The sequence below is a fragment of the Tannerella sp. genome, assembly GCF_052170195.1.
Taxonomy (GTDB): Bacteria; Bacteroidota; Bacteroidia; order Bacteroidales; family Tannerellaceae; genus Tannerella.
Window position 1 is genome coordinate 17,944 of the sequence record NZ_JBQNAZ010000032.1, and the last position, 13,820, is coordinate 31,763.

At 48.0% G+C, this 13,820-nt stretch carries 11 protein-coding genes and 1 pseudogene; 7 read left to right on the forward strand and 5 right to left on the reverse strand.

Annotated features, from left to right (window positions below; translation table 11 throughout):
* Nucleotides 1-203: 203 nt before the first annotated feature.
* The 4 genes from ACTTKA_RS09060 (at nt 204) to ACTTKA_RS09075 (ending at nt 5,712) form a co-directional block, all read left to right on the forward strand.
* Nucleotides 204-1,430: a leucine-rich repeat domain-containing protein gene (locus ACTTKA_RS09060; RefSeq protein ID WP_442724786.1), complete on the forward strand. Its 1,227-nt coding sequence runs from the start codon at nt 204-206 to the stop codon at nt 1,428-1,430.
* A gap of 291 nt (nt 1,431-1,721) precedes the next feature.
* Nucleotides 1,722-3,008: a hypothetical protein gene (locus ACTTKA_RS09065; RefSeq protein WP_442724787.1), complete on the forward strand. Its 1,287-nt coding sequence runs from the start codon at nt 1,722-1,724 to the stop codon at nt 3,006-3,008.
* A 228-nt stretch (nt 3,009-3,236) separates the two neighbouring features.
* A complete protein-coding gene (locus ACTTKA_RS09070; RefSeq protein WP_442724788.1) occupies nt 3,237-4,460 on the forward strand; it encodes a serpin family protein in 1,224 nt (407 codons plus the stop codon).
* Between the two features lie 31 nt (nt 4,461-4,491).
* Complete coding sequence (locus ACTTKA_RS09075; RefSeq protein WP_442724789.1) at nt 4,492-5,712, forward strand: serpin family protein; 1,221 nt, start codon at nt 4,492-4,494, stop codon at nt 5,710-5,712.
* 49 nt (nt 5,713-5,761) lie between these two features.
* Here ACTTKA_RS09075 and ACTTKA_RS09080 read toward each other — a convergent pair whose 3' ends face one another.
* From ACTTKA_RS09080 to ACTTKA_RS09100, 5 genes are read right to left on the reverse strand one after another with little or no spacing between them, the layout of a single operon-like run.
* Nucleotides 5,762-6,301 carry a DJ-1 family glyoxalase III gene (locus tag ACTTKA_RS09080; protein WP_442713886.1) on the reverse strand — a complete coding sequence of 180 codons (540 nt, stop codon included), beginning with the start codon at nt 6,299-6,301 and terminating at the stop codon, nt 5,762-5,764.
* Between the two features lie 36 nt (nt 6,302-6,337).
* Nucleotides 6,338-7,174 (reverse strand): energy transducer TonB family protein, encoded by an 837-nt coding sequence (locus tag ACTTKA_RS09085; RefSeq protein WP_442724790.1) that lies wholly within the window; start codon nt 7,172-7,174, stop codon nt 6,338-6,340.
* On the reverse strand, nt 7,171-7,590 hold the full coding sequence (locus ACTTKA_RS09090) for an ExbD/TolR family protein (RefSeq protein ID WP_014226220.1): 420 nt from the start codon (nt 7,588-7,590) through the stop codon (nt 7,171-7,173). The genes ACTTKA_RS09085 and ACTTKA_RS09090 overlap by 4 nt, the downstream gene beginning before the upstream one ends.
* Before the next feature lie 5 nt (nt 7,591-7,595).
* On the reverse strand, nt 7,596-8,309 hold the full coding sequence (locus tag ACTTKA_RS09095) for a MotA/TolQ/ExbB proton channel family protein (RefSeq protein ID WP_442713884.1): 714 nt from the start codon (nt 8,307-8,309) through the stop codon (nt 7,596-7,598).
* A gap of 39 nt (nt 8,310-8,348) precedes the next feature.
* Nucleotides 8,349-9,068, reverse strand: a complete 720-nt coding sequence (locus tag ACTTKA_RS09100) for a pyridoxine 5'-phosphate synthase (protein ID WP_442724791.1) — start codon at nt 9,066-9,068, stop codon at nt 8,349-8,351.
* Nucleotides 9,069-9,180: 112 nt separating this feature from the next.
* Between ACTTKA_RS09100 and ACTTKA_RS09105 the strand changes: the two genes are divergently transcribed.
* From ACTTKA_RS09105 to ACTTKA_RS09115, 3 genes and pseudogenes are all read left to right on the forward strand, one after another.
* The gene (locus ACTTKA_RS09105) at nt 9,181-10,056 is read left to right on the forward strand and encodes an NAD kinase (protein WP_442713882.1); all 876 of its coding nucleotides are present in this window, start codon (nt 9,181-9,183) and stop codon (nt 10,054-10,056) included.
* Between the two features lie 289 nt (nt 10,057-10,345).
* Nucleotides 10,346-13,375 (forward strand): protein translocase subunit SecDF, encoded by a 3,030-nt coding sequence (secDF, locus tag ACTTKA_RS09110; protein WP_442724792.1) that lies wholly within the window; start codon nt 10,346-10,348, stop codon nt 13,373-13,375.
* A 178-nt stretch (nt 13,376-13,553) separates the two neighbouring features.
* A pseudogene (locus tag ACTTKA_RS09115) lies at nt 13,554-13,820 on the forward strand (hypothetical protein); the annotation flags it as partial.

Sequence of the window (13,820 nt, forward strand, 5' to 3'; positions counted from 1 at the left end):
TTACGAATTACGAACGCTGAAAGCAAATGACGCAAATCAACGCGAATGAAATTTTGTCGGGTTAAAAAAACATGGTACGCCCCGTAGAGACGCAATGAATTGCGTCTCTACACCGTGTACCATGACTAATAATAGACCATTGACGATTCAATAATTAATTTACACTGAATACTAATAATTAAATACGCAAAACAATGACGCGAATGAAATTTCTTATCCTGATCATGGGGCTGATGACAGCCCTTGGCGCTGCGGCGCAAAACAGCGGCATCACCGGGCCACTCCACTGGAGCTACAACGCCGCTACCAAAACCCTCTCCATCAGTGGAAAGGGGGCGATGCCGGACTATGCCTTTCCGGGTGGCACCGATCGGCCCTGGTATGCTTTCCGGGACGACATGGAAAAAATAACCATCGGAAACGGTATTAGTACTGTAGGAAAGAATGCTTTTACCCGCTGCGGAAAAGTGAAGAGCATCATTCTGCCGACTACGCTTACCAAAATTGAATTTCACGGCTTCTCTTTTTGCAAGGCGCTGCAAAGCATTACACTGCCGGCTGCCCTTACGGAAATAGGAAGTTATGCTTTTTTCGGATGCTCGGCTTTAACGGCCTTCAAGGTGGATGCCGGCAATGCTCATTTTACCGCAGCCGACGGCGTGCTTTACAACAAAGCAAAAACCCGCCTCATCTACTATCCTTTAGGGAAAGCGGCTACGTCCTTCAGTGTCCCGGTGGGCGTTAGCACCATCGGGGAGTATTCCTTCTTTCAAGCTGCGAAGCTGCAAAGCATTACGCTACCCGCCGGAATAAAGACCATCGAATCCCTAGCCTTTGAATTCTGTACGGCGCTGCAAAGCATTGTGCTGCCGGAGGGGATTACGAAGATAAGCAGTCATACTTTTTACGGCTGCACGGCCCTGCAAAGCATCACGCTGCCGACTACCCTTACTGCAATCAAGTATAACGCCTTTACCGACTGCACGTCACTGAAAAGCATCCGTATTCCAAGCGCTGTTACCTCTATCGGGGAATCGGCTTTTTCGAGCTGCAAAGCGCTGCGGGAGGTAATCGTCCGTTGGGATGTACCGCTTAGCATTGGTGCGAAAGTCTTTGACGATACCCTCTCGGAGGTGACGCTCAAGGTACCCAAAGGCACCAAGGCGAAGTATCAGACTGCGCCTGTCTGGAAAGACTTTAAGATCAATGAGACTACAGCCAATCAAACGATCGACGGCCTGCGGGTCTACGCCCACGGCGGCGCTCTGTATCTCACGCTCCCCGCAGCGCAGACGGTACATATATATAATGTACAAGGTGCCCTCGTGAAAACACTTTCCCTCCCCGCCGGCGATCACGTACAGCCGTTAACCGAAGGGATGTATCTGGTGCGCGTAGGAGAGCAGGTAACCAAGGTGATGGTGAAATAGTCGTCAGTAATCAGCCGTCAGCGTTCAGTAAATGACGAATGACGAGAAGAGTAGTAATATAGGGGCGAACCTCAGTGTTCGCCCGTCATAACGTCGATATGCACATCTCCCCCTTCAAAGGGGGAAGATCGGAGCAAAGGGTTGGGGAAGAAGGCAATCTCTCGGCGGAGGGCTGAAAGCCTGATATAATTTAATGGTGAGTTGAATACGAACTAAACATTTGAAATTTGCGGTCTATCCGACCGCTAAAAACTGAATACTAAAAAAGAACATTTCTAAAAAAATAACGATATGAAAATAGTAAAAAACATCATGATGATTGTGCTTCTCGCGATAGCGGGACATACCGTTTCAGCACAAATTAGTTTAAAGAAGATTGGCAAACAGGTACAACGATCGGCCGAACGACAAGTGGAGCGAAAAATCGAAAACCGGGCCACCGAAGCTACACGCAAAGGTATCGACCAAGCTGAAGATAAAGTTGAAGAAACGGTCGAGAAAGCTGTGGAGAAAAAGACTGACAGGAATTCACCCGGCACGCCAATCGCTTCGCAGGCACAGCCAACGGGTTCGACCGCCACGGCTGTTGCCCACGGAGGCGAACGCAACAAATTGGGTAAACCCATCCCGCAAACCATGACCGAATATGCCGCTTACTCACAAACTCTTCCCAAGCTCTACCTCGATATCGCCAACGACTTGATGACCGGTACCGATGTGGAGGGATACATCAACATGTTTCCCATGTTCAGCGAGCAGGCATACAAGAATTCCCCCAGCGAGGCGGCCAACGGCTTTGTTTACCGCCGTGTGGCCGAATGTTTTGCCTATGCTCAGGCTACCGACAACACCTACCTGCTCACCCAGGGCGGCAAGCTACTAGATCTGCTGGAGAAACAATACGGAGTAAGCCCCTCCGATGCGTATCAAACACAGTGGCGGGCAGAACAGAAACGACTCGAAGGCATCTTACGCACACCGAGTGATGAGCTGCTTGAGTCGGTTGAACGAAACCTGAAAAAAACACGTACGCATACCGAGAAAGATAGCGTAGAAAAGTATTTCTTTTTTGCTGCTTATACGCTTGACCGGCTCTCCACCCGCGAAGATGTGGATAAGACATCCGAGCGCTACCGCAGGGCGGTGGCCGAACACGATGTTCTCCTGAGCGAACTCAAAGCCAAAGGCTACGCCCCTTACGACGCGGTGGCCGAGAATGCCAAAGCGGCCGCCTGGGAAGCCGAACAGGAGCGGGCCCGCATGGTTGAACTCCCCACTCCGCGCATGCGCAACTCCCAACTCGAAGCCACCATGCTCCGACTGGCCAATGCCCACTTCTCCGGAATCAAAGTGGAGAAAGTCTTTATTATGGACAGCGACTGGCGGATACAACGCAACGCCGTGGGCGCAATCCTGCGACGTACACTCAACACAGCCATCGTCGTGAAAGAGAGCAACGGCAAATACTACCTGCGCGACCTGAGTTTCGAACAGCCCTACTCCGGAGGAGGCGGATACGGCGCCACGAAAGTCTATGGTACAGGAGTGAAAAACGATCCGGTAAACTATAAACCGTAATCAGCATTCTGTCCTGTTACAAACCTGTCCTCGTCTGTCCAAGCGAACGATATTATCCTTCCACTGAAAAAGCGGCAAGATTAAGATATCTGCATTCGTAATCTCACAGTCTTTTACCGAATCATCATCATTTTTTTTACCGATGATGCAGCGTTTTTGTTATATAATACGTCAAGGTATAGAGACTGTTTTAAATTTAAAAATGTTTTACGAAAAAGCTGGATTCAAATGAAAACACAATGGATTGGTATCGGAATCATGATTTTGATGGGCGCCTGCACTTCCGATCAGGAACCTCCCAAGCCTCTGGTTGAGGCTCAGCCCATCATCTTGAAAAAGGCGGAAAAGGTAGAAAAAGACAATGCCTTTGCCTTCGATCTGCTGCGAACGACACGTAAGCACGCGACAGAGGCGAATGTCTTTATCTCCCCGCTGAGCGTAAGCATGGCGCTGAACATGACGCTGAACGGCGCTGCCGGCACCACAGCCGGTGAGATGAAAACCGCCTTGCGCGAAACCGGTTATGCGATGGAGGATATCAACGAGTACAGCCGTTCGCTGCGGGAAGCGCTCCTCAGAGTAGACCCCTCGACCACGATCGGGATTGCCAATTCGATCTGGTACAGACAGGAAGAATCGGTTAAAGAACCGTTTATTCTGGCTAATCGCACGCACTACGATGCGGAAGTAAGAGCCGTCGATTTTTCATCGCCTGCCACCCTTCCGGCCATTAACGGCTGGTGTGCGAAAAAAACGAATAACAAAATCACCGAGGTGCTGGACTATATCCCGGAGAATGCTTTTATGTATCTGATTAATGCCGTTTATTTTAAAGGCATCTGGGTGACTCAGTTCAAAAAGAGCGATACGAAACGGGCTCCTTTCCGCAAAGCGGACGGTACTACACAGGAAGTCAACATGATGGAGCAGAAAAGCACCTTCGGCTATACGACCGACGAGTGCTGTCAATACCTTGAGATGGACTACGGCAACAAAGCATTCAGCATGATCGTGATGCTGCCGAACGAAGGCCGGACAACGCGCGACGTGATCGAACAACTCGACAACAAGCATTGGAGCATGATTATAAAAGGTATTTGTCCAACACAAGTATCGCTGCGCATGCCGCGCTTCAAGACAGAGTGTAAATACGGGTTCGAGAAAAAGATCCTGCCGGAGATGGGAATGCACGTACCGTTTACGGAGGCAGCTGATTTTTCAGGCATCACCGACGCTGCGATATTTATTTCACGTGTGATTCATAAAACATTCGTGCAGGTCGATGAAGAAGGTACGGAAGCTGCTGCCGTAACCGTTGTAGAGGAAGTAAAAACATCCATTGATCCTTCCCCCATTCATTTCCATATCGACCGGCCGTTTGTTTTTGCCATACGCGAAAAGAGCACCGGCGTCATTCTGTTTATCGGAGAGATCGGGGAAGTGACAGAATAGTACTTGTGTTACACATAAAACAAAATATCTTATGAAGCAATGGATTGGTATCGGAATAATGGCTTTGATGGGCGCCTGCACTTCCGATCAGGAAACGCCCAAGCCTCTGACTGAGGCTCAGCCCATCATCTTGAAAAAGGCGGAAAAGGTAGAAAAAGACAATGCCTTTGCCTTCGATCTGCTGCGAACGACACGTAAGCACGCGACAGAGGCGAATGTCTTTATCTCCCCGCTGAGCGTAAGCATGGCGCTGAACATGACGCTGAACGGCGCTGCCGGCACCACAGCCGGTGAGATGAAAACCGCCTTGCGCGAAACCGGTTATGCGATGGAGGATATCAACGAGTACAGCCGTTCGCTGCGGGAAGCGCTCCTCAGAGTAGACCCCTCGACCACGATCGGGATTGCCAATTCGATCTGGTACAGACAGGAAGAATCGGTTAAAGAACCGTTTATTCTGGCTAATCGCACGCACTACGATGCGGAAGTAAGAGCCGTCGATTTTTCATCGCCTGCCACCCTTCCGGCCATTAACGGCTGGTGTGCGAAAAAAACGAATAACAAAATCACCGAGGTGCTGGACTATATCCCGGAGAATGCTTTTATGTATCTGATTAATGCCGTTTATTTTAAAGGCATCTGGGTGACTCAGTTCAAAAAGAGCGATACGAAACGGGCTCCTTTCCGCAAAGCGGACGGTACTACACAGGAAGTCAACATGATGGAGCAGAAAAGCACCTTCGGCTATACGACCGACGAGTGCTGTCAATACCTTGAGATGGACTACGGCAACAAAGCATTCAGCATGATCGTGATGCTGCCGAACGAAGGCCGGACAACGCGCGACGTGATCGAACAACTCGACAACAAGCATTGGAGCATGATTATAAAAGGTATTTGTCCAACACAAGTATCGCTGCGTATGCCGCGCTTCAAGACAGAGTGTAAATACGGGCTCGAGAAAAAGATCCTGCCGGAGATGGGAATGCACATACCGTTTACGGAGGCGGCTGATTTTTCCGGCATCACCGATGTGTCGATATTTATTTCACGTGTGATTCATAAAACGTTTGTGCAGGTCGACGAAGAAGGTACGGAAGCTGCTGCCGTAACCGTTGTAGAAACAGAAAATACATCCGCCGGTCCTTCCCCCATTCATTTCCATATCGACCGGCCGTTTGTTTTTGCCATACGCGAAAAGAGCACCGGCGTTATTCTGTTTATCGGAGAGATCGGGGAAGTGAAAGAATAGTACTTTCTTTCACCTGTCATACATAAAAAAGCCGCGTAAAGCGGCTTTTTTATTTCAATAATAAATCTTTGGCGACCTGTTCCGCCGACTCGAGCCCTTCGAGATGCTCCAGTATAGCCAACCCGAAATCGAAAACCAGTCCCGGCCCCCGGCCGGTGATGATTGAACCATCGGTAACCGTCGGTACATTAACGACAGTTGCACCTTTGAGGTACTCTTCAAATCCCGGATAACATGTTGCGCGCTTGCCTTCAAGCAGTCCCAATCCGCCGAAAACGAGTGGCGCAGCGCAAATAGCTGCCAGCGGCTTGCCGGCATCGTGATGGCGCACGATTTCTTTCTTCAATGCCTCGTAATCGTTAAGCATCGGACCTCCACCGGGCAGCACGAGCACATCGGCATCGGCATAGCTGAGGTCTTCAAATAGCCCATCGGCAACGACGGGAATATCATGCCCTCCCTTAACCGTTGCGGCACCGGTCATTGAAACCGTTACAACGTGCATTCCTCCACGGCGTAGTACATCGATTGTACCGATCGCTTCGACTTCTTCAAAGCCGGTTGCTAAAAATACATAAGCCTTTTTCATCGTTTATAAGTTTTTTGAATGGTTATTACATGCGTTTTATCTTAATGAGTAGCGATACGTGATCGTTCCGCTCTGATTATTCGTGCCCTGAATACTGTTAAACTTCGCTTTCCGAGCAGCTTCGAGCGCACTTTTTCGCATCGTGGCATGGTCGATGTTCGTTCCTTTGCCGATCTCGGCCATGATGACGTTGCCTCGCGGGTCGACGGTGATATTGATCACGATCCGCCCCTCTTCCTGAATGGTGTAAGCCGGTTTGGGCAAGCCTCCCGCACCGATCGAACGACCGTTCAAGTTGAATGAACCGATACCGCCCACTCCTTCGTTTGCTCCGCTGTCGGAATTGCCGAACGGGCTACCCTGATTGCCGCTGCCACTGGCCGCATCTCCCTGATTGCTGTTCTCGCTACCTCCGGTTGAGCCGAAAGCACCGGCTACGCGGTCACGGATAGCCTGCTCCTTACGCCGCTGTTCATCAGCCTGTTTCTTACGCTCCGCTTCCGCCTTACGCTGCTCCGTTTCCTTTCTACGAGCCTCTTCCTGTTCTTTCTTCTCCTTCTTTTTCCGTTCCTCTTCTTTCTTCTTATTTGTGAGTGAAACAGATTCCTCCAGGTCCTGTGTGATCATTTCTTCGCGTGGAGTGGGAGGGGCAGGCTGTGGCGGAGGAGCTGCCGTCATGTCGGACGAAGCCGGCTCACCGCGCGGCTCAAACTGTCCGGCTGCAAGATTGACATTGCCGAAATTCACCATGATACCGCTATCTTCCTCCGGAACGATTGTTTTAAGTACCGTAAAATAGAGGACGAGTAAAATCGACAGATGAAAAATAATCGAGCCGATCAGCGCTATGATATCATTCTTTTCAAACTTCATGGCTTGTGAGACGGTGGACGAGTAGCCAATACCACCTTGAATTTATTTTCGTTTGCAATATTCAGCACTTTCACGATTTCTTTATAAGGCACGGTTTCATCGGCATATAATGCAACGAACATCTCCGGCTCCTGAACGTACTGCTCCTGAAGGAAAGGAGTAATCTCGTCGAATGTTACCATCCGTTCGCGCTGCTTCCCGGCCGCAACATAATAATTTCCAGCCGCATCGATCGTAACCCGTGTAAGCGGTTTCGCCGCCGTTTGCTTCTGAGCTTGAGGCAAGGTCAGTTTGATCGCGTTCGGCACGACCACGGTCGACGTGACCATAAAAAAGATCAGCAACAGAAAGATGACGTCTGTCATCGAAGCCATGCTGAAAGCTGCATTGATTTTGGTTCTTCGTTTCAACGCCATAATGTTCAGTTAGCCGGTTCGTTCAGTAAGTCCATAAATTCCATCGTGTTGGCTTCTAGTTGATTGACAACATTGTCGACACGCGCGACCAAATAATTGTACGCGAAAAGAGCGATGATGCCTACTACCAGACCGCCGACGGTTGTCACCAAAGCTTCGTAGATACCTCCCGACAATAAGGATACATCCACATTCGTTCCGGCATTAGCCATATCGTAAAAAGCACGTACCATTCCGGTCACCGTGCCCAGAAAGCCAATCATCGGAGCGCCGGCTGCTGTAGTGGCAAGTACCGGAAAGCCTTTCTCCAGTTTTGCAATTTCAATATTGCCCGCATTCTCGATTGCCGCCAACACATCGTTTGTGGGACGTCCCAAACGGATAATTCCCTTTTCAATCATGCGGGCTGCCGGTGTCTTCGTCGTACGACAGAGATTGAGCGCAGAATCGACTTTTCCTTCATATACATAATCCCGGATCCGGTTCATAAACGTTTCGTCGCTCTTGGCGGCCTGACGAATCACCAAAATTCGTTGAATAAAAAAGTAAATAGCGACTAAAGAAAGGATGAGGAGAACCCCCATCACCCATCCGCCTTTCAGAGCCAGATCGATAATATTCAGTTGCGCTTCTGTCGGGACGGTTTCCGGAGTCAGGTTCATCGGGGTTGCGTCGGCCGGATTCGGCGTTACTTGTGCTAATGCTGCTAAAATGTTCATACGTTTTTCTGTTTTATATTTTTTGTTCTTATTTTTGTTCTATTTCTGTATCAGGCAGTTTTTGTAGAGCTTAATTGTTTCTTTCAAGCCGTAATAAAGAGCATCGCAGATCAGGGCGTGACCGATCGACACTTCTTCAAGCCACGGAACACGCGAGGCGAAGAAGGAAAGATTTTGCAGATTCAGATCATGACCGGCATTGATGCCGAGACCAAGTTCATGCGCACATGTAGCGGCTTCGACAAATGGGGCTACGGCGGTGTCTCTATCTATGGCATATTGCTGTGCATACGGTTCGGTATACAGTTCGATTCGGTCGGTACCTGTCCGGGCAGCCCATTCCAAATTGGTCAAATCCGTTTCGACAAAAATAGACATACGGATCTGATGGCGCTTAAACAAATCTGCTAATCCGCTCAACAACTCGAAATGCTCCTGCACCTTCCATCCCGCGTTCGACGTAAGCGCATCGGGAGCGTCAGGGACCAGTGTAACCTGTGTTGGCTTCACGTCTAATACAAGGTCGATAAACGATTGACTCGGATAGCCTTCGATATTCAACTCAGTACGAATATTCGGCTTGATGGCATAAACGTCGCTGTAACGGATGTGCCGTCCGTCAGGACGGGGATGCACGGTGATACCCTGCGCTCCGAACGATTCGCAATCTTTGGCAATCTGTTCTACGTCAGGAATATTTCCGCCTCGAGCATTACGGAGGGTAGCCGCCTTATTGATGTTCACACTTAAATTTACCATGCAAGATCAGTCTTATTTCGTTCACTTACTCTATATTTGTCGAGAAATATACATGCAAATGTAGGATGAATTGAGAAATTATTAAAGAAATTCGGTGCAAAAGATTTATAAAATGAAAGTTGGATTATTCGGCAGCGGGTATCACACGGATAAATTACCGTTGATTCGCAGATTGTTCAAAAAATTAGCCGCATTGAAGGCGGAAGTCTATGTGTCGCACGATTTCTATGCCTTTCTGGCCGAGTTTCCGGAAGTATGCCCGATGATTGACGGCGTGCTTCAAGCGCCCCCGTTCGATCTGGATATCGCATTAAGTGTCGGAGGAGACGGGACATTTCTCCGCACGGCTGAGCAGATCAATAGGCAGAACATCCCGATTTTAGGGATCAATACGGGACGATTGGGATTCCTGGCCGATATCGGGGCAGATCAGATTGAGGAAACACTCGACGAGCTTTATCATAAACATTATAATATAGAAGAGCGCATGTTGCTCCGTCTGGATATGGACAAGCACGCGTTTGAAGGCTATAACTGCGCTCTCAACGAAGTGGCGATTCTGAAGCGTGAGACATCGTCCATGATCACGATTCACACAAGCTTGAACGGTGAATACCTGACATCGTACCAGGCCGACGGGTTAGTCATTGCTACGCCCACCGGTTCTACGGCTTATTCAATGAGTGTCAACGGCCCCATCATTTTGCCGCAAAGTGATAACATCGTATTAAGTCCGGTGGCACCGCACAGTTTAAATGTGCGTCCTCTCGTGGTACCCGGATCGTATAAAATTTCGTTAAATATCGAAAGTCGTACCCATTCTTTTCTGATTTCCCTCGACGGACGTTCGCAAAGCTGCCCGACAGATGTAAGATTTTCTGTTTGTAAAGCGGATTTTTCGATACATATCATCAATCGGTACAACCAGACTTTTTATCAAACTTTGCGTGATAAATTGATGTGGGGAGCCGATAGAAGAGTTAAATAAATATAATGGAATGCATTTTTCTGCCGAAGAATTATGTTGGATAGCATAAAACGCCTTATCTTTGCATCGTGTTTTTCATGGTATTAGATTTAAGGTTAACAATGAAGATTGTGGTTGTCGTGAGACAACCATTTCTTTTTTATAGAAGTTCCTAAATTTCACCCCGCTTTCCCTCTATCTAAAATAAGAATTAATTCCGTTTTTGTCATTAACTAATGAAAAAACGCTATATTTGCACCCTAAAAAAAAGAGGAATAAGAACAAATAACATATAAATCAATAATTTCAAATGCAAAACAAAGGATTTGTAAGAGTTTTTGCGATATTGCTTACTTTGGTTTGCCTCTATTATCTGTCTTTCTCGTTTGTGACGAGAAAATATTATAAAGAGGCGGCTGAGTATGCAAACGGAAGCTCGTCGAAGGAGAGTTTTTATTTAGACTCGTTAGCCAACAAAAAAGTTTGGTTTGGTGCTTACACGTTGAAACAGTGCCGGGAGATGGAAGTAACCTTAGGGCTTGACTTGAAGGGGGGAATGAACGTTGTATTGGAACTCAATGTGCCGGATGTTATCCGTTCGTTGGCCAACAACAATCAGGATGTCAATTTCAACAAAGCACTGGAAGCCGCTTATGCTCGTCAGGCAACCAGCCAAAAAAACTTTGTCGATCTGTTCGCCGAAGAGTATAAGAAGCTGGATCCGGGTGCACATCTGTCAGCCCTTTTCAGCACGTTTGAACTGAAAGAAAAAATTAATCCGCAAAGCTCGGACGATCATGTTGTTTCCGTACTCAAGGAAGAGCTGCAAAGCGCGATTGACAACTCCTTTAATGTATTACGTACGCGTATAGACCGTTTTGGGGTTGTTTCGCCCAATATCCAGCGTCTGGAAACTGCCGGACGTATTCTGGTCGAATTGCCGGGTGTGAAAGAGCCGGCACGTGTGCGCAAACTCTTGCAGGGAAGTGCTAATCTCGAGTTCTGGGAAACGTATAACCTGACAGAGATCAACCAACAACTGATGGCTGCCGATCAAGTATTGGCACGTGTTTTGACACCCGTATCGGCTGAGACCGACACGACAGCAGCCTCCGTGCCGACTCCCGAATCGACAGCACAAGCGGACACCACGGCCTCACAAGCCACCGACTCGCTGATCGCACAGTTGGGAAGTGAGGAGCAGCAAACTCCCGAAGCCAATATGTCGTTGGAAGAATATGCCAAACAACACCCGTTGTTCGCTTTGCTGCAACTGAACGTAGATCAAACCGGGCGTTACCTGATTCCGGGACCGGTAGTAGGCTATGCAAAAAAGACAGATATGGAAAAGATTTCCGAATATCTGAATATGCCGCAAGTCAAAGCCGTGCTTCCGAATAACGTTATCTTCCGTTGGGGCGTAAAAGCAATGGATGAGAACGACCAGTTCTACCAGCTGTATGCGCTGAAAGTAACGAACCGCGACGGCACGCCGGCTATGAGTGGCGATGTGGTGACGAATGCTGTGGCGGATTTTGCACAGCAGCAAATCGGACGTTCGCAATATCAGGTGAGCATGACGATGAATGCCGAAGGAGCTCGTGAATGGGCACGTCTAACGAAAGAAAACATCAAGCGAAGCATCGCGATCGTGCTGGATGGTATGGTTTATTCCGCTCCGACCGTTCAAACAGAAATTACCGGTGGACAGTCGCAAATTACGGGAGATTTTACGCAGGATGAAGGAAAAGACTTAGCCAACGTGTTGAAATCCGGTAAGATGGCGGCTTCAGTCAATATCGTACAGGAAGATATCGTAGGCCCCTCACTCGGTCAAGAGGCAATTCAGGCGGGAGTTATCTCGTTCGTTTTGGCCCTGATTCTTTTGATGATCTACATGTGCGCTATCTACGGTCTTTTACCGGGTATGATTGCTAACGGTGCATTGGTGCTGAATATTTTCTTCACCATGGGTATTCTTGCATCCTTCCAAGCCGTATTGACACTGCCGGGTATCGCCGGTATGGTACTCACATTGGGTATGGCCGTCGATGCAAACGTGTTGATTTATGAACGTACAAAAGAAGAGCTGCGTAGCGGTAAGCAACTGGCTAAAGCGATTGCCGACGGTTATTCAAACGCTTTCTCGGCAATTTTCGATGCTAACTTGACAACTGTCATCACAGGTATCGTGTTGTTTGTCTTTGGAACAGGTCCGATCCGCGGGTTTGCCACGACCTTGATTATTGGTTTGATCGCCTCGTTCTTAACGGCTGTCTTCCTGACACGTCTCGTATACGAAGCATTATTGGCGAAAGACAAGATCAAAAATCTGACATTCACGACTTCGCTATCGAAGGATATTCTGACTGACCCGAAAGTAAACTTCCTCGGAAAACGGAAAATCGGCTATCTGATTCCGCTAATTATCATCATCCTTGGTACAGTATCGATGTTCACCGTAGGTTTAAATAACGGTATCGACTTTACGGGAGGACGAAATTATGTGATCCGTTTCGATAAGGACGTACGCACGGACGAAATTCGTTCGGCATTGGAGCCGCAGTTGCAAGGCGGATCTGTAGGAGTAATTACAATCGGCGCCCAGAATCAGGTGCGTGTATCGACAAACTATCGCATTGCAGACAATGCTCCGGATGTAGACGACGAGATTGCTGGAAAGTTGTATGCCGGTCTCCAATCATTCTTGCCGGAGGGTACCACATTCGAACAGTTTACTTCCGACCACATTCAAAGTTCGCAGAAGGTAGGACCAAGCATGGCCGACGATATCAAGAACAGCGCATTTATGGCTGTGATATTCGCCATGTTCTGTATGGCTCTGTATATCCTCGTCCGTTTCCGCGACGTAGCGTTCTCGGTCGGTGTATTCGTGTCTGTCGCAGTGACAACCTTGTGTATCATTGCATTCTACACACTGCTTTGGAAGATCATGCCATTCTCGATGGAGGTCGATCAGACGTTTATCGCTGCTATTCTGACCGTAATCGGTTACTCGATCAACGATACCGTGGTTGTCTTCGACCGTATTCGCGAGACAATTCAGAACTATCCGAAACGAGATCGCTATCAGGTGATCAATGATGCATTGAACTCTACGCTTACACGTACTTTCAGTACATCACTCTCCACGTTTATCGTCGTATTTATTATCTTCCTTCTGGGTGGATCTACAATTCAAAGTTTTACGTTTGCGATCCTGTTAGGTGTGATCGTTGGCACGTATTCTACTTTGTTTGTGGCAACCCCGATCGCTTACGAAATTCAGAAGCGCAAATTTAAAACGGCAGAACATGCTTCGGCAGTAGCTACCGCATAATTCTGCTTTACCATAGCTTAAAAGAGGCAGCTTTTCATCAACGATGAAGTTGCCTCTTTTGTATTTAGTCGCTCCTTAATATTCGCTTAACATATTGTGATTCAATAAAAATAACATCAAAAACAGTTGCATATATTTGCAGGGATTTGTATCTTTACGGTATAAAACCCTGCGAATTATGTTAGGAAAATTACCGGAAAAAGGGCAGCGGGATTTGTTCCGCCCCATGCTGAAAGATTTTATTGACATGAAGCACGAACTTGCAGTTCTTGCAGACAAAATAGACTGGTCCTATTTTGAAAAGGAGTTTACTCCACTTTATTCCGACAGAGGAGCTCCGAGCGTACCCATCCGCCTGATGGTTGGTTGTTTAATGTTAAAACATTTATACAATTATTGCTGTCCGGTAAAACTCAAAAAGACAAAATCATCTTACTCGAAGCCC